Source organism: Ferrigenium kumadai (assembly GCF_018324385.1).
GTDB lineage: Bacteria > Pseudomonadota > Gammaproteobacteria > Burkholderiales > Gallionellaceae > Gallionella > Gallionella kumadai.
The window spans coordinates 289300-306074 of the sequence record NZ_AP019536.1; the positions used below are offsets into that span (position 1 = coordinate 289300).

At 62.4% G+C, this 16775-nt stretch carries 17 protein-coding genes; 9 read left to right on the forward strand and 8 right to left on the reverse strand.

All coding sequences use genetic code 11. From position 1 onward, the window contains the following. Positions 1-35: 35 nt before the first annotated feature. Positions 36-833, reverse strand: coding sequence for an ABC transporter ATP-binding protein (locus tag FGKAn22_RS01270; protein ID WP_212786188.1), 798 nt, complete (start codon positions 831-833; stop codon positions 36-38). Positions 834-1007: 174 nt separating this feature from the next. Here FGKAn22_RS01270 and FGKAn22_RS01275 point away from each other — a divergent pair, with 174 nt between their 5' ends. Together FGKAn22_RS01275 and FGKAn22_RS01280 are read left to right on the forward strand one after the other, a co-directional pair. Next, complete coding sequence (locus FGKAn22_RS01275; protein WP_212787117.1) at positions 1008-1640, forward strand: NAAT family transporter; 633 nt, start codon at positions 1008-1010, stop codon at positions 1638-1640. A 19-nt stretch (positions 1641-1659) separates the two neighbouring features. Beyond that, complete coding sequence (locus FGKAn22_RS01280; protein ID WP_246487430.1) at positions 1660-1908, forward strand: hypothetical protein; 249 nt, start codon at positions 1660-1662, stop codon at positions 1906-1908. A gap of 22 nt (positions 1909-1930) precedes the next feature. Here the strand turns inward: FGKAn22_RS01280 and FGKAn22_RS01285 are convergent, their stop codons facing one another. Then, on the reverse strand, positions 1931-2146 hold the full coding sequence (locus tag FGKAn22_RS01285; RefSeq protein ID WP_212786190.1) for a hypothetical protein: 216 nt from the start codon (positions 2144-2146) through the stop codon (positions 1931-1933). Here FGKAn22_RS01285 and FGKAn22_RS01290 point away from each other — a divergent pair. Both FGKAn22_RS01290 and FGKAn22_RS01295 read left to right on the forward strand, forming a co-directional pair. Next, entirely contained in the window at positions 2145-2936 is a 792-nt protein-coding gene (locus tag FGKAn22_RS01290; RefSeq protein ID WP_212786191.1) for a PDC sensor domain-containing protein, read from the forward strand. The genes FGKAn22_RS01285 and FGKAn22_RS01290 overlap by 2 nt on opposite strands. A gap of 44 nt (positions 2937-2980) precedes the next feature. Further along, positions 2981-3388 (forward strand): YybH family protein, encoded by a 408-nt coding sequence (locus tag FGKAn22_RS01295; protein WP_212786192.1) that lies wholly within the window; start codon positions 2981-2983, stop codon positions 3386-3388. Between the two features lie 45 nt (positions 3389-3433). Here FGKAn22_RS01295 and FGKAn22_RS01300 read toward each other — a convergent pair whose 3' ends face one another. Beyond that, positions 3434-4099 carry a hypothetical protein gene (locus FGKAn22_RS01300; protein ID WP_212786193.1) on the reverse strand — a complete coding sequence of 222 codons (666 nt, stop codon included), beginning with the start codon at positions 4097-4099 and terminating at the stop codon, positions 3434-3436. Between the two features lie 94 nt (positions 4100-4193). Continuing rightward, positions 4194-4781 carry a lipid-binding SYLF domain-containing protein gene (locus FGKAn22_RS01305; protein WP_212786194.1) on the reverse strand — a complete coding sequence of 196 codons (588 nt, stop codon included), beginning with the start codon at positions 4779-4781 and terminating at the stop codon, positions 4194-4196. Positions 4782-4942: 161 nt separating this feature from the next. Here FGKAn22_RS01305 and FGKAn22_RS01310 point away from each other — a divergent pair, with 161 nt between their 5' ends. From FGKAn22_RS01310 to FGKAn22_RS01325, 4 genes are all read left to right on the forward strand, one after another. Next, complete coding sequence (locus FGKAn22_RS01310) at positions 4943-6412, forward strand: aminoacyl-histidine dipeptidase (RefSeq protein ID WP_212786195.1); 1470 nt, start codon at positions 4943-4945, stop codon at positions 6410-6412. Between the two features lie 109 nt (positions 6413-6521). Beyond that, the gene (locus FGKAn22_RS01315; RefSeq protein ID WP_212786196.1) at positions 6522-6776 is read left to right on the forward strand and encodes a DUF504 domain-containing protein; all 255 of its coding nucleotides are present in this window, start codon (positions 6522-6524) and stop codon (positions 6774-6776) included. A gap of 59 nt (positions 6777-6835) precedes the next feature. Beyond that, on the forward strand, positions 6836-7210 hold the full coding sequence (locus tag FGKAn22_RS01320) for a hypothetical protein (protein ID WP_212786197.1): 375 nt from the start codon (positions 6836-6838) through the stop codon (positions 7208-7210). A gap of 121 nt (positions 7211-7331) precedes the next feature. Continuing rightward, on the forward strand, positions 7332-8492 hold the full coding sequence (locus FGKAn22_RS01325; RefSeq protein WP_212786198.1) for a GGDEF domain-containing protein: 1161 nt from the start codon (positions 7332-7334) through the stop codon (positions 8490-8492). Between the two features lie 15 nt (positions 8493-8507). Here the strand turns inward: FGKAn22_RS01325 and FGKAn22_RS01330 are convergent, their stop codons facing one another. Further along, positions 8508-9662 (reverse strand): methyltransferase, encoded by a 1155-nt coding sequence (locus FGKAn22_RS01330; protein ID WP_212786199.1) that lies wholly within the window; start codon positions 9660-9662, stop codon positions 8508-8510. A 227-nt stretch (positions 9663-9889) separates the two neighbouring features. Between FGKAn22_RS01330 and mnmC the strand changes: the two genes are divergently transcribed. Further along, entirely contained in the window at positions 9890-11710 is a 1821-nt protein-coding gene (gene mnmC / locus FGKAn22_RS01335) for a bifunctional tRNA (5-methylaminomethyl-2-thiouridine)(34)-methyltransferase MnmC2/FAD-dependent 5-carboxymethylaminomethyl-2-thiouridine(34) oxidoreductase MnmC1 (RefSeq protein WP_212786200.1), read from the forward strand. Here mnmC and FGKAn22_RS01340 read toward each other — a convergent pair. From FGKAn22_RS01340 to FGKAn22_RS01350, 3 genes are read right to left on the reverse strand one after another with little or no spacing between them, the layout of a single operon-like run. Continuing rightward, positions 11707-12435, reverse strand: coding sequence for a pseudouridine synthase (locus tag FGKAn22_RS01340; RefSeq protein WP_212786201.1), 729 nt, complete (start codon positions 12433-12435; stop codon positions 11707-11709). The two genes, mnmC and FGKAn22_RS01340, sit on opposite strands and share 4 nt — an antisense overlap. Next, positions 12432-15509: an efflux RND transporter permease subunit gene (locus FGKAn22_RS01345; RefSeq protein WP_212786202.1), complete on the reverse strand. Its 3078-nt coding sequence runs from the start codon at positions 15507-15509 to the stop codon at positions 12432-12434. The genes FGKAn22_RS01340 and FGKAn22_RS01345 overlap by 4 nt, the downstream gene beginning before the upstream one ends. Before the next feature lie 21 nt (positions 15510-15530). Further along, positions 15531-16772, reverse strand: a complete 1242-nt coding sequence (locus FGKAn22_RS01350; protein ID WP_212786203.1) for a beta-ketoacyl-[acyl-carrier-protein] synthase family protein — start codon at positions 16770-16772, stop codon at positions 15531-15533. Between the last annotated feature and the right edge of the window lie 3 nt (positions 16773-16775).

Here is a 16775-nt window from a genome sequence, read left to right on the forward strand (position 1 = left end):
GACCACACCACACCACACCACACCACAACAGCACGTCAGGCTTTGATGTTCAAATCATTCGGGTAGGGTTGGCTGGGATATTGAAAGGCGATCGGGCCGTCAGGCTCGGCGTGGAGGAACTGCCTGACGAATGAGTCTTGCGAGTTGACCATTTCGCTCACGTCGCCTTGTGCAACCACGATGCCGTCGTGGATGAAATAGATGTAATCGACGATCTTGAGCGACTCCGCCAGATCGTAGGTCACCACGACGGAGGACACGCCGAGGGCATCGTTCAACTTCCGGATCAGATTGGCGATGGTGTTGAGCGAGATCGGGTCGAGTCCGGCGAAAGGTTCGTCGTAGATGATCAGCGCGGGATCGGTGACGGTCGCCCGTGCCAGCGCCACGCGGCGCTCCATGCCGCCCGACAGATCGCCCGGCATCAGGTCCCTGGCATTACGCAAACCGACGGCATGCAACTTCATCAACACCAGGTCATGGATGAGCTCTTCCGGCAAATCTGTGTGTTCCCGCAGCGGGAAGGCCATATTGTCGTAAACCGTCATGTCGGTGAACAGGCCGCTCATCTGGAACATCATGCCCATTTTCAGACGTACCTTGTACAACTCGTCGTTGCTGAGTTCGTGGATCACTTGCCCCATGAAGTTCACGCTGCCACGCGACGGGCGCAACTGGCCGCCGAAGTGGCTCAGTAACGTGGATTTGCCGCATCCGCTGGCCCCCATGATCCCGACGATCTTGCCGCGCGGAATCGTGAGGTTGATGCCCTTCAGCACCTTGTGCGGGCCATAAGAAAAATGAAGGTCGTTGACCTCGATCAGGTTATCCATGATTCGATGCGATGGTTATGCTGTCCCGGTAATGTTACACGAACCTAGGGGGGGCATCACAATAGTCACTTGTCTCAAGGGGATATAAGAGAATCTCTGGTTTTCCGGAATTGCCTCGTGCCATCTAACGGTGTACCTTGCCTCACCATTTTCTGATGTTCCCATTTGAGCGCCATGCTGGACTTCACCGAATACACCAAGATCTTCATCAGCCTGTTCGCGATCCTCGATCCGATCGGGATCATTCCCATCATCATCCTGTTCACCGCGGAGATGACGGTACCCAAGCGCGCCCAGGTCGGACGTCTCGCGTCGCTGGCGGTGTGCGCCATCCTGCTGGCGGCATTGCTGATCGGGCAGCCGCTGCTGGCGTTCTTCGGTATCAGCATCAGTTCGTTCCGTGTGGCTGGCGGCATCTTGCTGCTGCTGATGGCGATCAAGATGCTGCTCGGCAGTTTTTACGGAAACGGCTCCAGCAGGAATGCCCATATCGACCGCGAGGCGGTTTCGGCGAATGCGATTGTGCCTTTGTCCACGCCATTGTTGGCGGGGCCCGGCTCGATCAGCGCGGTGATCGTGGAGGCTCACAAGGCAGACGGCATCCAGCATTACCTGATTATGGGTCTGGAGATCATCCTGCTCAGCATCACCGTCTGGCTGACCTTCCTGATCGCGCCCTGGGTGGCGCAACGGCTGGGCAAGATCGGCATCAATGTGTTCACCCGCCTGATGGGGCTGATACTCGCCGCTATCGCTGTGGAGTTCATCGCCGGTGGAATGCGGGGCCTGTTTCCGGCACTCGGCTGACATGTTTGAAATCCCATCCATGTGGAACATCGTCGTATCCACCGTCGTATTCTTTGTCGCTGTGTGGTACTTCAGACGGCTGCTCGACGAGCAAGGCATACCCAAGGGCATGACGCGCAGCCTGCTGGTTCTCGTGCTGGCCTCTATGGTGTCGTTGGGTTCCGGGGCGGTTGTGGACTGGCTTCAGGGACCGCAACCCAAGGCGGGCGCATCGCAGGACATGTCGCAATTGTTGAAGCAGGTCGATGGCGAGCGGCCCCAGAATTAAAGGGGCTGCATCGCAATAGTTTTCAACGTCGCCCGCAAGGGCGATTTTTTTGCCCGGCTTCCTTGCGGCCATGGGCCACCGTAGCCGCCACTACGTTCTTGACCGAATAGCGTACTCCTGAGTCGGCGAGCAGTATGTCGCCTTGTGGGCCGGCATGTTGGCCGGCACTCGAGCTCACTTCGGGAAAGGAGAGAGAAATGTTTGAGAGATCTTTCTTGAGATTTTTCGCATTGGTCATGATGTTTGTTACCGGATACGGTCTTGCACAGGCGCCTATTTCCCCATCCTCCATCGCCAAATCTCCTGTCGCCAGTTCTTCCGTTGCACAGTCCCAACACGAGGCGGATGCGCAAAGCCTGCTCTCCGCCTTCGTCTCCTACACGGACCTGCGCATGAAGGGCGTGCAGCAGAGCCTCGAGACCCTGGCCTCCACCACCGAGGCGAGATCGGCGAAGTGGGAGAACATGAAGCCGCTGCTGAGCAGCTATCAGAGATCGGATGCCGGACTCATCGTCTGGTTCGTCCGCCCCGACGGAACCTATTCCACCGTGGACAAGGGACCCATGGACGTGACACTGAGCGACCGGGACTATTTCCCGGCCCTCATGTCGGGCCAGAAGATCATGGGGGCTCTGGTCATCAGCAAGAGCACTGGCCAGCGTTCCGCGGTGATCGCGATTCCCATGGAGAAGAACGGGAAGATAATCGGCGCGATCGGCGCATCGCTTTTCCTGGATAAGCTCTCCGAACAGGTCGACAGCGCCCTTGCTCTCCGCCCGGATGCGGCCTTTTTCTCGCTGGCCCCGAACGGCCGGAGCACCCTGCATAAGCAGACTGATCGCCGCTTTGTGGATCCCCGCGAGCTGGGAAGCGAGACGCTCAAGAAGGCTGCGAACGAGATGCTGTCGAATCCGGAGGGAGAGACGACCTACGAGTTCGACAATGCCACGAAGAAGGCGATATACCGGACATCGCCGCTGACGCAGTGGAAGTTCGTGATCACCTTCACCGATGCGCATCGGAAATAACCGAAGGGGTGGAGTCGATGGAGCTAGATACATTGGATTTCACTATGAGCGGGCAAAACGGGGACATAGATGAGATCAAGCAGCTCGCGGAAGATTGGCGTTCCGGATGGATTGCGGGGGATGCCGACGCTCTCCTTGCCCTGTATGCGGATGAGCCGGTGCTGATGCCCTGGGGCCAGCCGACGGTGTTTGGCAAGGACGCCATTCGCCCGCTTTATCAGTCGATGTTCAAGGAATACGCCATCAAGAGCGAACCCACGGTGATGGATGTCGAGGTATCCGGCGACCTGGGATATTTCTGGTGTACCTACGCGCAGACTGCGACGCCGAAGGCCGGAGGAGCGCCGCGAGAGGAAGAGGGGAAGGCTGTCTTCATCGTCAGGCGTGAGCATGGCGCCTGGAAGATCGCCCGCCTGATTGATAACAGCGACAGGGCATCGCCAAGCATCTAGCAGAACAATCGGACCGACGCCTTTCCTTTTTCGGGGCGCTTCAGCTCATGCGTTCGTCAGCTCCCTGCTCCTCTTTAATGACAGCAGGTGCAACAGGATGAAGAGCGGCACGAAGAACGTGGGGATGAGGTGTACTGGAAACGTGACCATCGGTGCGGTGGAAATATCGCTCCTCAATACGCCAAGGGGGCCGTTGGAGTACAGGATGCCCATCGTGATTGCCGACACCAGATCGATGAGTCCGAACACGTTCCATGCCACGAATGCCGCGCGCAGTCTGGGCGAGTGACGGTTCCTGCGCAGCGCCAATGCCAACGGTACACAGAGAACCGCGGCGATGAAATCGCCCAGGCCTTCCGGATAGCCGAACTGGGGCGGCAAGATGTGCATGATCGTTCCCATCACGAAGCCAAGACCGACAAGGCGCCATACGTGGGCGATGGTGATCAGCCAGAGCGGGATCTGACCGAGGGCTTGCCGCAGACGCGGGCTCACCGCATAGGCGATGATGAAACCTCCGGTCGGAACGAGCAGAAAAAATCCCAAGGGGGCAGGCGGCACGTCGGGTTGGTTGAAAGCATCCATCAAGCCGCCGGTGAACGCGGCGGTGAACCAGAGAGCAATGGTCCAGCCCACCGTCTTGAGCACCGGGACCGCATTCTGATCGATGCTGCTTAAGGACATGCCCGGTAATGCACTGTTGTGTTTCACGGCATCCTCCTTTGATGAGATTCCGGGGGCAGTTGAAGGGGCTGGCCCGATGTGTATTCGGAAGATCAAGTCCGGCCTTGGCTGATGACCGGCATCACTTGGTATTCAGCTCTTTGTCCTTGAAATACTTGGTGCCCTGGATCGTGGCCTGCAGCGCGAGCCCGGTCTCGGTGAGCTGATAGAGCTCCACGCCGGGTGCGACGGTGATCGCGCCCGCAAAGGCCCCGCCCTTGGTGCCCGCCTTGGCGGCGGCATCCGCCTGCACATCGGCATCCCATCCGCTCTCGACGAATTGCCGGAAGGCTTTCTCGGTCGTGAACACGAAGACGCCGCGGAAGTCCTTCACGCCCAGCCCGAGCCCCAATCCGCCCGAGATCATGTTCATGTAAGTGTCCTTGCCGGTGTGGTTGTCATGCGCGATTCCGGAGCCGCCCGCCACCGAAATGAAGAGCACGTTGACGCCGACGTTGCTGAATACGGCATAACCGACCGACTGCTGGATGGCACTCTTGGCCAGCGGGTGTATCTCGTACAGCTTCGTCAGCGTGTCGCTGCGCATCCTCTGTATGTCTGCTCTCTTCTCTTCGGGAGTCGCGGCGGCGGCCAGGCCGGCAAAGCACGAGAGGAAGGTGCCGAAAGCCACTGCGGCGAGGATATGCATGCGGTAAGAGCCTGGGTTCACAATGTCTCTCCTTGGTGTGTGATGGGAGGAGCAATACCAAACTGCAAGGCTCATCATACCGGCGGCAATGGTCGGGAGAAATACAGGGAACACCTGATGGAGTTGCATTCCTGACGGTGGGATAGAATCGCGCCGAGCGCTATCACTGCAAGAACACTTCGATGACAACAAACACTGATCTGAACAATCTCCAACCATCCTCCGTCTGGGCGCATTTCGCCACGCTGTGCGCTATCCCGCGTCCTTCGTATCACGAGGCCGCGCTGATCGAACACCTGATCGCCTGGGCCAATGCTCACGGCATCGAGTCATTCATCGACGGCGCGGGCAACCTGATCCTGAAGAAGCCGGCCAGCCCGGGCGGCGAGTCCATGCCAGGCGTGGTCCTGCAGGGACATCTCGACATGGTGTGCCAGGCCAACGCGGGAACCGTGCATGACTTCGAGCGCGACGCTATCGATGCGGTGGTGCGAGACGGCTGGGTGGTGGCGGAGGGCACCACGCTGGGCGCGGACAATGGCATCGGCGTCGCGCTCGCGCTGGCCGTGCTGGAAGAGCCTGGCCTGGCCCATCCGCCGCTGGAGGTGCTGCTCACCGTCAACGAGGAGTCCGGCATGGACGGCGCGCGCGGCCTGGCCCCCGGCACCTTGCAGGGCAAGACGCTGATCAACCTCGACACCGAGGAATGGGGTCATTTCTATCTGGGCTGCGCGGGCGGCGTGGATGTGGAGGTGCGCCACGATTGCGCACGGGATAACGTGCCGGCGGACTATGCGCTGGTGCGCTTCGAAGTCTCCGGTCTGCGCGGCGGCCACTCCGGCATCGACATCCATCTCGTGCGCGGCAATGCGATCAAGCTGCTGGCGGAGGCACTGCACGACCTGTCCTCGCACACCGACCTGCGCCTGGTCGAAATGAAGGGCGGGACGGCGCGCAATGCGATCCCGCGCGAGGCGTATGCGGTGTGCGCGCTGCCTGCCGTCATTGCTGCGAGCCTCGATGAGTGGGTGCAGCATCGGCATGAGTCATGGAAGCAACGCTATGCGGGGTCCGACGCGAACGTGTCGTTCGTCTGCCGGCATGACGACACGCCGCCCGGCATGTCCGTTTCGCCCACAGAGCAGGAACGCCTGCTCGCCTTTCTCGACACTGCCGCGAGCGGTGTCTCGCGCGTCAGTGAGGACTTCCCGGGCGTGACGGACACCTCCAGCAACCTCGGCGTGGTCGCCTTTGAAAAGGGTGCATTCAAAGCGACGTTCAAGGTGCGCTCGCTGCACGATGCGCGCGCCGATGCGCTGGCCGATAAGCTGGCCGCGCATGCTGCATCCTATGGATTACAGGCATGGAAGGACGGGGCATATCCGGGCTGGACGCCGAACCCTTCTTCCCGGTTACTGGCGCTGTGCCAGCGCGTGTACACGGCGCAGTTCGGCCAGCCTGCTGGATTGCAGGTGATCCACGCGGGGCTGGAATGCGGCCTGCTCGCCGCGAGCCATCCGCATCTGGACATGATCTCCTTCGGCCCCGACATCCGCGGCGCGCATGCGCCCGGCGAGAAGGTGGAGATCGAGTCGGTCGCGCGCTGCTGGCAGTTGCTCAAGGCGGTGTTGCAGGAGCTCGCAAAAGTTTAGAGCCGTGATTGGGGGGCGCGGGATCGGTTGAGGCGCCTCCGGTTTCGGCTGTATTGATTGTTCGCTTCGCTCCGACGCATGATGCGTCTGTCGAATGCGAGGAGTCCCCATGATTCCACTGCACGAGTTGCTGAGCCGCATCTACTGGGACCCGGAGTTCGGACGCGGCGAATTCAGGATCGGTTACCTCGACCACCTGCGCGACGGGCTGGTGTATGTGTCGCTCCATGAGATGCGCCCGGAAGCGGGCAGCCATTCCTGCTTCGAGGTGACGGACGAAGAAGGTATAGTGCACAGCGTGCCTTACCACCGCGTCAAGGAAGTGTGGAAAGACGGTGCGCTGATATGGCGGCGGGAACACTGAGGCACGACTTGAAGAAGCAGTAGTTTGTTTTTTTAACCACCAAATTAAGGAGAACTTCTGTGCATAAACTGATCATCGCCGCTCTCATTGCGCTTTTTTCAGCCAACGTGGCATTTGCCGAGGCTGGCTGCGAAGCCAAGGCTGCCGAGAAGAAACTGGCGGGGGCTGCGAAAAACAGCTTCGTAAAGAAATGCGAGGCGGATGCCAAGGCTGCTGCTCCGGCTGCGGAAGCGCCTTCCTGCGATGCCAAGGCGGCAGAGAAGAAGCTCGCGGGCGCCGCGAAGAACAGCTTCCTGAAGAAGTGTGAAGCAGATGCCAAGGCTGCGGCAGGCTCCGCATCGTGCGATGCCAAGGCCGCCGAGAAGAAGCTCGCCGGCGCGGCGAAGAACAGCTTCGTGAAGAAATGCGAAGCTGACGCCACGGCCGTCAAGTAACCCTGTCTGTTGCGCCCGGCGGGCATCGCCGCCTGTCGGGTGACAATGGCGCATGGAGCTACGCTCCCATCGAGCTTTTTGATGCCGTCCCGTGACGGCCCCCCGCATATCCCGTGACGCCATGAACCTTGACCCTCGTACCCTACTGTTTTCCCTGATCCTGGCCAACGCCCTGACGGTGTTGTGCCTGTTCGTCGCTGCCAGCGGCAACGGCAAGCGGCGGGACGGCTTGGGGCTCTGGGCGCTGGCGATGGTGCTCGAGACCCTGACCTGGCTGCTTGTCGCGGGACGCGGACTTATCCCCGATGCGCTTTCCCTCATCGCCGCCAACGGGCTCAAGGCCGGCGCGCATGCGTTGATCCTGGCGGCCGTCTGCGAATTCCAGCGGCGCTCGGTGCCGCGTTGGCAGTATGTCGTGCCGGTCGCGCTGGCACTGCTGATGGCGGCGGTGTTCGCGGACGACATACGCAGCCGCTTCATTTGGGGCGGCCTGATCTTCGGCTTCCAGGTCGTGCTGATCGCCCGCATCCTGCTGACGGATGCCGAGACCCGCACAGGGCGGGCCTGGCGGCTGTTGTTCGGCGGCATCGCCGCCATCCTCCTGGTGCTGGGGCTGCGCGCTGCGGCCGCGCTGTCGGGCTGGGGAGAGTTCGCGCAGCCGCAGAATGCCATTGCGCCGCATCCGGTGCAGATCGTTTCCTACATCGCCATCATGGCGACGGCGCTGCTGGGCTCCATCGGTTTCGTGCTGATGGTCAAGGAGCGCACGGATCGCGAAATCATGCAGCTGGCGATGACCGATAGCCTCACCGGCGTGCCCAACCGGCGCGCGTTGATGGAAATGGCTGAGCACGTGGTGGCCCGGCGCGACGGTTCGCCCCTGGCGTTGCTGATGATCGACGTGGATCACTTCAAGCTCATCAACGATACCCATGGACACATGGCGGGCGACACGGTACTGCGCCAGGTGGCCCGGCTGCTGGCGGGGCGGTTGCGTCATTGCGACATGCTGGGGCGTTACGGCGGCGAGGAATTCTGCGTGATTGCGCTGGATTCCGACACCGAGGGCGCGCTGACGCTGGCCGAGTCCTTGCGGGAAGTCGTCGCTTACAGGCCGGTCGCCATCGAACACGGGGAGCTTCAGGTCACGGTAAGCATCGGGGTCGCGCATTGCCCGGCTCATAGCGTGAAGGATCTGAAAGACCTCATCATGGAGGCGGACGCCGCGCTCTATGCCGCGAAGGAGAATGGCCGCAATCGAGTGGTTAGCTTCAAGAGTTGAGACGCGGTCTCCGAATCAGTCCCGTTTTGCCGTCAGTCGCCACAACGAGGTGATCTCCGCCGCACGGGCTGCGTGCAGCGGGTCGCTGGTGTCGGAGACGCGGGGATGGTGCGGTTTCACGTCCAGCCTGCCCGCGACCTCCAGTCCCGCCGCATCGATGGCGGCAAGCAACTCGGCGCGCGTGCGCAGCCCCAGATGCTCGGCCAGGTCGGAGATGATCAGCCAGCCTTCGCCCCCCGGCTCCAGGTGCGCGGCCAGCCCGTTCAGGAATCCCAGCAGCATGCGGCTGTCCGGATCGAACACGGCGTGTTCGAGCGGCGAACTTGGGCGCGCGGGGACCCACGGCGGATTGCATACGACCAGCGCGGCGCGCCCTTCAGGGAAGAGGTCGGCCTGCACCACCTCGACCTGAGCGGTGAGTCCCAGCCGCGCCAGGTTCTCGCGCGCGCAGTCCAGGGCGCGTCGGTCCTGGTCGGTGGCGATGATGCGCTGGATGCCGCGGCGCGCCAGCACCGCGGATAGCACGCCGGTGCCCGTGCCGATGTCGAAGGCTATCGAGCGGGTCGCGGTCAGCGCGGGCAAGGGCGCCTCGTTCACCAGGTCGACATACTCGCCACGCGTCGGTGCGAACACGCCGTAATGTGGATGGATGCGCGCGCCCAGCGCGGGAATCTCCACGCCGTTCTTGCGCCACTCGTAGGCGCCTATCAGTCCCTGCAGTTCGCGCAGCGATGCCACGTAGGGTTCCGTTGCGCCTCCGTAGGCGTCGGTGCATGCCTGGCTTACATCGGGCGCGCGGCGCAAGGGAATGCTGTGGTCCGCATCGAACGGCAGCAGCAACATGCCCAGCGTGCGTGCCCGTTGCGATTGCGCCATGCGGTGCAGGTGGAAGGCCTGGGCGGGCGTGGCAGGAGTCTTCTTGGCTTTTTGCTTGCGCGGCTTTTCGGCAGCGCGCCGCGCCATGGCCTGCAGCAACTGGCGCGCGTTGTGGAAGTCGCCGCGCCACAGCAGCGCGGTGCCCTCGCAAGCCAGGCGGTAGGCGGCATCGGCGGTCATACGGTCGTCGGCGATCATTACGCGTTTGGGCGGCGGCGTGCCGCTTTCCGAGCGCCAGCGGGCGGTTTTTTCTTCGCCCTTTTCATTCCAGTGAATGACAGGGTAGTCGCTCATCGCTGCAAGCGCGCCAATGGAAAAATGGTCAGGGTGTAGCCGTACGGTTGCATGTCAGGGCGGTTGTAAGAGTGGATGCGGAAAGCATGACGGCGCGCACATCGGCGCTTTACTCGTCATGCCGGAAACGGCCAGCTCGCATTGTGTCAGGAAATGGCTCGTCGTGCCTCATATCGGCCGGTCTGCTAGACTTCGCCGCTCATTTTTTGATACTCCCGCATTAACCCATGACGCTAGCCTGGCAAGACGGCCTGCCTTTCTCATCGCACTTCGGCGATGTGTACTTCTCCGCCGACTCCGGCCTCGAGGAGACGAACCACGTGTTTCTGCAAGGCAACAACTTGGCGGAGCGTTTCGCCGCATTGCGCGATGGAGAAAGCTTCACCATCGGCGAGACGGGCTTCGGCACCGGACTGAATTTCCTGTGCGCGTGGCAGTTGTTCGAGCAGGTCGCACCGTCGGGTACTAGCCTGGATTTCTTCAGCTTCGAAAAATTTCCGCTGGACGATGACGAGCTGCGCGCCGCATTGGGGCTGTGGCCGCAAATGAAGCCGTTCGCGGACACGCTGCTGGCGCGCTGGAGGCGGCGCGTGCCGGGCTGGAACCGCTGGTCGTTCGGGCGTGTGCGCCTGACGCTGGCGATCGGCGATGTCGCCGAGGTGCTGCCGCAACTGAAGGATGGCGAGGTGGATGCGTGGTTCCTCGACGGTTTCTCCCCCGCGAAGAACCCCGAGATGTGGAGCGGGCCGGTGCTGGCGCAACTGGAGCGCGCGTCGCGTGCCGGCGCGACGCTGGCGACCTACACCAGCGCGGGTTGGGTGCGTCGCGGTCTGCAGCAGGCCGGGTTCGAAGTGGAACGCGTGCCGGGCTTCGGACGCAAGCGCGAGATGGTGTGCGGCCGAATTGCATGTTCTTCTTCCGAAGAGGCAAGAGGGCGTGCACCGCAGAGCGCCATCGTCATCGGCGGCGGCATCGCGGGCTGCGCGGCGGCGCATGCTTTGGCGCAGCGCGGCGTGCAGGTGACGCTGCTGGAGCGCGCGCCGCAACTGGCCAGCGCGGCCTCGGGTAATCCGCGCGGCATCCTGCATGCGCGCTTCGGCGCGGGCATGAGCGAGTTGCACCGCTTCGTGCTGGCTTCCTACGGCCATGCGCTCGCGCTGTTCGACGAGGCGCTGCCGGCGGACGGTGAACTGCGCGCCGAGTGCGGCCTGCTGCAACTGGCGTGCAACGAGGCCGAACAGAAGCGCATCGCAAAGCTTTCCGGACTCGAGTGGCCCGCGCACCTGCTGCGCTTCGTCAATGCCGCAGAGGCATCGCAACTCGCGGGTGTCGAGATGGCGCACGGCGGACTGTGGTTCCCCGGGGCCGGTTGGGTCGTGCCGCCCGCACTGTGTTCGCACCTGGCGGACGATGCGCGCATCGAACGCCGTTTCGATCATGCAGTGGAGACGCTGGCACAGACCGATGCGGGCTGGCGTGTAGCGGGAGCCGGCTGGGCGGTCGAGGCGGCGGCGGTGGTGGTGTGCTGCGCGCACTCGGCGCTGGCGTTGGATCAGTTCGCGCACTTTCCGCTGACGCCTGTGCGCGGGCAGGTCAGTCTGCTGCCGAAAACGGCGTCGAGCAGCTCGCTGCATGCGGTGGTGTGCGGCGACGGTTACTGCGCCCCGGCGGTGGAGGGAGTGCATGTGACCGGCGCGACGCACGCCTTCAACGACGAGTCGCTCGAGTTGCGAGCCGCGGACCACACGGACAACCTGGTGAAGCTGGAATCGTTCGCGCCGGCCTTGCGTGAGGCGCTGGGCGAGGTCGATGTCGGGAGCTTGGGAGGCAGGGCTTCGGTGCGCTGTTCCGCGCCCGGTGCGATGCCGCTGGTGGGTGAGGTGCAGCGCGGGCTGTATTGCAGTCTGGCGCACGGCACGCGCGGTCTGCTCACCGGAGGACTGGCGGGAGAGGCGATCGCCGCGATGGCCTGCGGGCAACTTTCGCCGCTGCCCATGGCTGTCGAGTCGGCGCTGGCGCCGCTGCCGCGCGTCACTCGAACGAGTTAATTCGATCCGCTGTCGGGCGTCAGCAAGGCCAGCTGCGCCTCATCCAGATAGCACCATTCGCCTTCCGCCAGATCCAGCAAGTCGAGTTTCAGTCCGCCGATCTGTGTTCGGCGCAGTGCCGTGCAGTGGTTGCCTGCGGCGGCCAGCATGCGTTTCACCTGATGGTACTTTCCCTGTTCCAGCACGATCTCGATCCGGTGCGTGTCTATCATGCGGCAGGTCACCGCCGCGAGCGGCGCGGGCTCGTCGTGCAGCTTCACGCCCGCGAGCAACTGCGCGATCAGTTCCGGCGTCACCGGGTCGTGGGTGGTGGCGACATAGAGTTTGGGCACGTGGCGCTTGGGCGAGGACTGCGCATGGATGAACGCGCCGTCGTCCGACATCAGCAACAGGCCGGTGGTGTCGTGGTCGAGGCGGCCCACGGGCTGCACGTCGCGCAAGCGGAACTGTTCCGGCAGCAGGGTCAGTACGCCGGGGTGATGGCTGGGCTTGCGCGAGCATTCGTAGTCCGCGGGTTTGTTCAGCGCGATGTAGATGTGTTCGCGGTAGCGCCAGGGCTCGCCGTACACGGTGAATTCAAGACCGTCGGTTTCGAACGCTGCGCGATGGTCGGCGACGGTCTCGCCGCCGATCGCGACTTCGCCGTCGGCGATCAACTCCTGGCACCATTTGCGGGTGCCGAAGCCTTGCGATTGGAGGATGCGGGGCAGGGGTAGTTTGCTCATCGGGTAGTGTTTGGGTCAACCGCTTGCGGCCGCTCGACCTTGAACCAGATCGCATACAGGGCCGGAAGGTAGAAGAGGGTAAGCAGGGTCGCGACCAGCAGGCCGCCCATGATGACGATCGCCATCGGGCCCCAGAACACGCTGCGCGTCAGCGGGATCATCGCCAGTATGGCGGCGGCGGCCGTCAGCATGATGGGGCGGAAGCGGCGCACGGTGGATTCGACGATGGCATCCCAGCGATGCATCCCTGCCGCGGTGTCCTGGGCGATCTGATCCAGCAGAATGACCGAGTTGCGCATGATCATGCCCGCGAGGGAAATCGTCCCCAGCATCGCCACGAATCCGAACGGCACATGGAACGCGAGCAATGCGGCAGCCACGCCGATGATGCCCAGCGGCGCGGTCAGCAGGGCCAGCACGACAGGCTTGAAGCGCTTCAATTGCAGTATCAGCAGGGTCACGATGATGAGGCACATCAGCGGCAATATCTCGATGATCGAATCCTGCGCATTGCCGCTGTCTTCCATGGCGCCGCCCACTTCGATGCGGTAACCCTGCGGCAGTTTCGCGCGGATGGATGCGAGTCGCCGGTCAATCTCCATGCTCACATCCGGCGCACGTACCTCGTCCGGCACATCCGCGCGCACGGTAACCACGGGCAGGCGGTTCTTGCGCCAGATGATGCCGTCTTCAGTGGCTTCGCCGACCTTGGCGATCTGGCTGAGCGGGACGAATTTGCCGTCCTCGGTATAGATGTTCATCCGCCTCAGGTATTCCGGATTGGCGCGCTCCTCCTGCTCGGTGCGCGCGATGACCTCGATATGATGGGTGCCTTCACGCAGGTTGGTGATCTTCAGGCCGGAGAGCAATGCCTGCAGGTTCCGCGAGATGGCTTGGGAGGATAGGCCGAACTGCCGTGCCTGATCCTGGTTGACCTCGATGTTGACGATGCGGATCTTTTCATTCGAATCGACGCTGACGTTCTTGGTGTTCTTGTTCTTCCTGACGGCGCCGGCGATCTCGTCCGCGATCGAACGCAGTTTTTCCGGGTCGTCGCCCAGCACCCTGAATTGCACCGGATAACCCACGGGTGGGCCGTTCTCCAGTCGAGCGATGCGTATGCCCGCGTCCGCGTAGTCCTTGTCGAGCATCTTGCGGACGCGCTTCAGCACGGCTTCGCGCGCCTCGGTGTCGCGTGTGGTGATGACCATCTGTGCGAAATTGATGCTGGGAAGTTGCAGGTCCAGCGGCAGATAGAATCTCGGCGTGCTGCCGCCGATATAGCTGGTGTAGTTGACGATGCCGGGATCGGCTTTCAGTTTTCCTTCCAGCTCTTCGGTCAAAGCTTCGGTCGCGGCAAAGGTCATGCCCTCCGGCAACCAGATGTCCATCAATAATTCCGGGCGCTCCGACGGCGGAAAGAACTCCTGCTCGACCTTGCTGAATCCCAGTAGGGCGGATACGAACGCGACGACCGTGAGGGCAATCACGCTCTTCCTGTGGTCCAGGCACCACTCCACGATTGTGCGGAAGCGCGCATAGAATCCTTCGCGATAGTGATCAACGTCTGGCGTCTTCTGTTGGCGGTCATGCAGCAGGCGATAGCCGATGAACGGGGTGAAGATCACGGCGACCAGCCAGGAAACCAGCAGGGCGATGGTCACGACGGCGCAGATGGAGAAGGTGTATTCGCCGGCGGACGATTTCGCCAGCCCGACCGGCAGGAAAGCCGCTGCCGTGATGAGCGTGCCGGTCAGCATCGGGAAGGCCGTGCTGGTATAGGCAAAGGTGGCGGCGCGCAGCTTGCCCCAGCCTTGCTCCAGCTTCACCTGCATCATTTCCACCGCGATCATCGCGTCATCCACCAGCAGGCCGAGGGCGATGATCAGCGCACCCAGCGAGACGCGCTGCAGATCGATGCCGAACAGATGCATCAACAGGAAGGTTCCCGCCAGTACCAGCGGAATGGAAAGGCCGACGACCAGCCCGGCGCGCAGGCCGAGGCTCAGGAAGCTGACCGCGAGCACGATGACGAGGGCCTCCAGCAGCGCCTGCATGAAATCGCCGATGGATTTTTCCACCACCGCAGGCTGGTTGCTGACCCGGTATATCTCGACGCCGGCAGGAAGCTTCTGTGTGATGAGCGCAAATTCGCGGTCGAGGAGTTTGCCCAGCTTGGTGACATTGCCCTGGTCGGACATCGAAATGGCCAGCCCGATGGCCTCTTTGCCCATCGTGTGCATCTTGAACGAGGCTGGATCGGCGTACGAGCGATAGACATGGCACACGTCGCCGAGGCGGTATATCTTCCCGCGGGACTTGATGCCGATGTCCTGGATGCTTTGCAGCGACTTGAAATCGCCGCTCACGCGCAAGCGCGAGATGTCGTAACGGGAAACGATCTCGCCCGCGGGCTCCATCTCGTTTTGCGCTTTCAGTGCGGAGGCGACCTGGAGGGGATCGATGCCGAGCGCAGCCATCTTGCTGCTCGAAAACTCGATATAGATCTTCTCGCGCTGGACGCCGATCAGGTGGACCTTGCTGACGTCCTTTATCTGGAGCAACTCGTCGCGGATATTGCCGGCCTGTTGTGCAAGCTCGGCATTGCTGAGCGTATTGGAGGTCAGCGCATAGATCGAACCGTATGTCTCGCCGAAGTTGTCGTTGATGACTGGATCGGGTACGCCTTCGGGAAGGGATTTACGCAGGTCGGAAAGCTCTTTGCGCACAAGGTTCCACGAATGCTCCAGCTCGGCAGGCGGCATGGCGTCCTTGAGCGTGACGAAAACCACCGCTTCGCCCGCCCTGGAGTAACTGCTTACGTTATCCAGCCACGGAGTCTCCTGCAGTTTCCTTTCGACCCGGTCGGTGACCTGCTGCTCGATCTCGCGCGCGCTGGCTCCCGGCCACTGCAACTGGATGGTCATGATTCTGAAGGCGAAGTCGGGATCTTCTTTTTGTGCCAGCTGCGTGTAGGAAAAGATGCCGGCCAGCAGCAAGGTGCACAGCGCGTAGAAAACCACGGCCTGGTATTTGAGTGCCCAGGCGGAAAGGTTGAATTCCTTCGGGTGCATGGCCGGGGCGGGCGGTTGCGTTTACGCTACAAAACGCTTGGCGATCAATACGGCATTGCTGCCGCCGAAGGCGAACGAGTTGGACATCGCCGCATCGATATGCACTCCGGTCCTGCCCTGGTTCGGCACATAATCCAGGTCGCATTCGGGATCGGGTTGCAGCAGGTTGATGGTGGGCGGAATGGCTTGATGCTGCAGGGCCAGCACCGCAGCCATGAATTCCACAGCGCCGGTCGCCCCCATCAGGTGGCCGTGCATGGATTTGGTCGAGCTGACCGGGATGCTGTGCGCATGGTCGCCGAACACTTGCTTGATCGCCTTGGTTTCCTCGATGTCGCCGGCCAGGGTGGCGGTGCCGTGGGCATTGACGTAGTGGATGTCCTGCGGCCGCAATTGCGCATCGCGCAGTGCATTCAGGATGGTGCGGGTCTGCCCGGCGGCATCCGGCTTGGTGATGTGGCTGGAGTCGGACGAGCAGTCGTAGCCCGCCAGTTCCCCATAGATCTTCGCCCCGCGCCGGATGGCGCGCTCGGCGCTTTCCAGCACCAGCACGGCAGCGCCTTCTCCCAATACCAGGCCGCTGCGGTTTTTCGAGAACGGCTTGCAGGATGCGGCGGCATCGTCAGGATCCTCGTGCGCCAGCGTCCGCAAGGCCTCCCATGCCTTCATCGCGCCGAGTGTCAGCATGGCTTCCGAACCCCCGGCCAGCATCACGTCGGCATAACCGTGCTTGATCTGGCGGTAGGCTTCCCCGATCGCGATCGCGGACGATGAGCAGGCGGTCGCGTAGGTGATGTTGGGGCCCTGCAGGCGGTATTTGATGGACAGGTGGGAAGCCGCTGCATTGTTCATGCTGAGCAGCACGCTAAGCGGTTTGATGCGCGGATTGTCGCGCTTGAAGATCTCTACGTAGCCGTCTTCCAGCGTGCTTGCGCCGCCCAGGCAAGATCCCATATACACGCCGGCACGCTGCTGTTCGGACTCGTCCAGGGCCAACTGGGCATCCTGTACGGCCTGTTCCGCCGCTACCAGCGCGAATTGGCTGAACCGCTCGATGCCGGTGAGCTGAATCTTGCTGAAGTGATCCGACGGGTTGAAATCCTCCACCGGCGCACCTATGCGGATGGAGAGCTGGTCGACGAAGTCGTTCTGCAGGCGCTTGATGCCGGAGCATCCGGCCAGCAGGTTGCCAAAGAACTGTTCGGGGGAATGCCCGACCGGGGAGATGATCCCCAATCCTGTGATGACGACGCGGCGTGTCATGAA

Coding starts and splice junctions, on each gene's coding strand:
- FGKAn22_RS01270 (WP_212786188.1), bottom strand. CDS start 833: ATGGATAACCTGATCGAGGTCAACGACCTTCATTTTTCTTATGGCCCG.
- FGKAn22_RS01275 (WP_212787117.1), top strand. CDS start 1,008: ATGCTGGACTTCACCGAATACACCAAGATCTTCATCAGCCTGTTCGCG.
- FGKAn22_RS01280 (WP_246487430.1), top strand. CDS start 1,660: ATGTGGAACATCGTCGTATCCACCGTCGTATTCTTTGTCGCTGTGTGG.
- FGKAn22_RS01290 (WP_212786191.1), top strand. CDS start 2,145: ATGATGTTTGTTACCGGATACGGTCTTGCACAGGCGCCTATTTCCCCA.
- FGKAn22_RS01285 (WP_212786190.1), bottom strand. CDS start 2,146: ATGACCAATGCGAAAAATCTCAAGAAAGATCTCTCAAACATTTCTCTC.
- FGKAn22_RS01295 (WP_212786192.1), top strand. CDS start 2,981: ATGAGCGGGCAAAACGGGGACATAGATGAGATCAAGCAGCTCGCGGAA.
- FGKAn22_RS01310 (WP_212786195.1), top strand. CDS start 4,943: ATGACAACAAACACTGATCTGAACAATCTCCAACCATCCTCCGTCTGG.
- FGKAn22_RS01315 (WP_212786196.1), top strand. CDS start 6,522: ATGATTCCACTGCACGAGTTGCTGAGCCGCATCTACTGGGACCCGGAG.
- FGKAn22_RS01325 (WP_212786198.1), top strand. CDS start 7,332: ATGAACCTTGACCCTCGTACCCTACTGTTTTCCCTGATCCTGGCCAAC.
- FGKAn22_RS01330 (WP_212786199.1), bottom strand. CDS start 9,662: ATGAGCGACTACCCTGTCATTCACTGGAATGAAAAGGGCGAAGAAAAA.
- mnmC (WP_212786200.1), top strand. CDS start 9,890: ATGACGCTAGCCTGGCAAGACGGCCTGCCTTTCTCATCGCACTTCGGC.
- FGKAn22_RS01340 (WP_212786201.1), bottom strand. CDS start 12,435: ATGAGCAAACTACCCCTGCCCCGCATCCTCCAATCGCAAGGCTTCGGC.
- FGKAn22_RS01345 (WP_212786202.1), bottom strand. CDS start 15,509: ATGCACCCGAAGGAATTCAACCTTTCCGCCTGGGCACTCAAATACCAG.
- FGKAn22_RS01350 (WP_212786203.1), bottom strand. CDS start 16,772: ATGACACGCCGCGTCGTCATCACAGGATTGGGGATCATCTCCCCGGTC.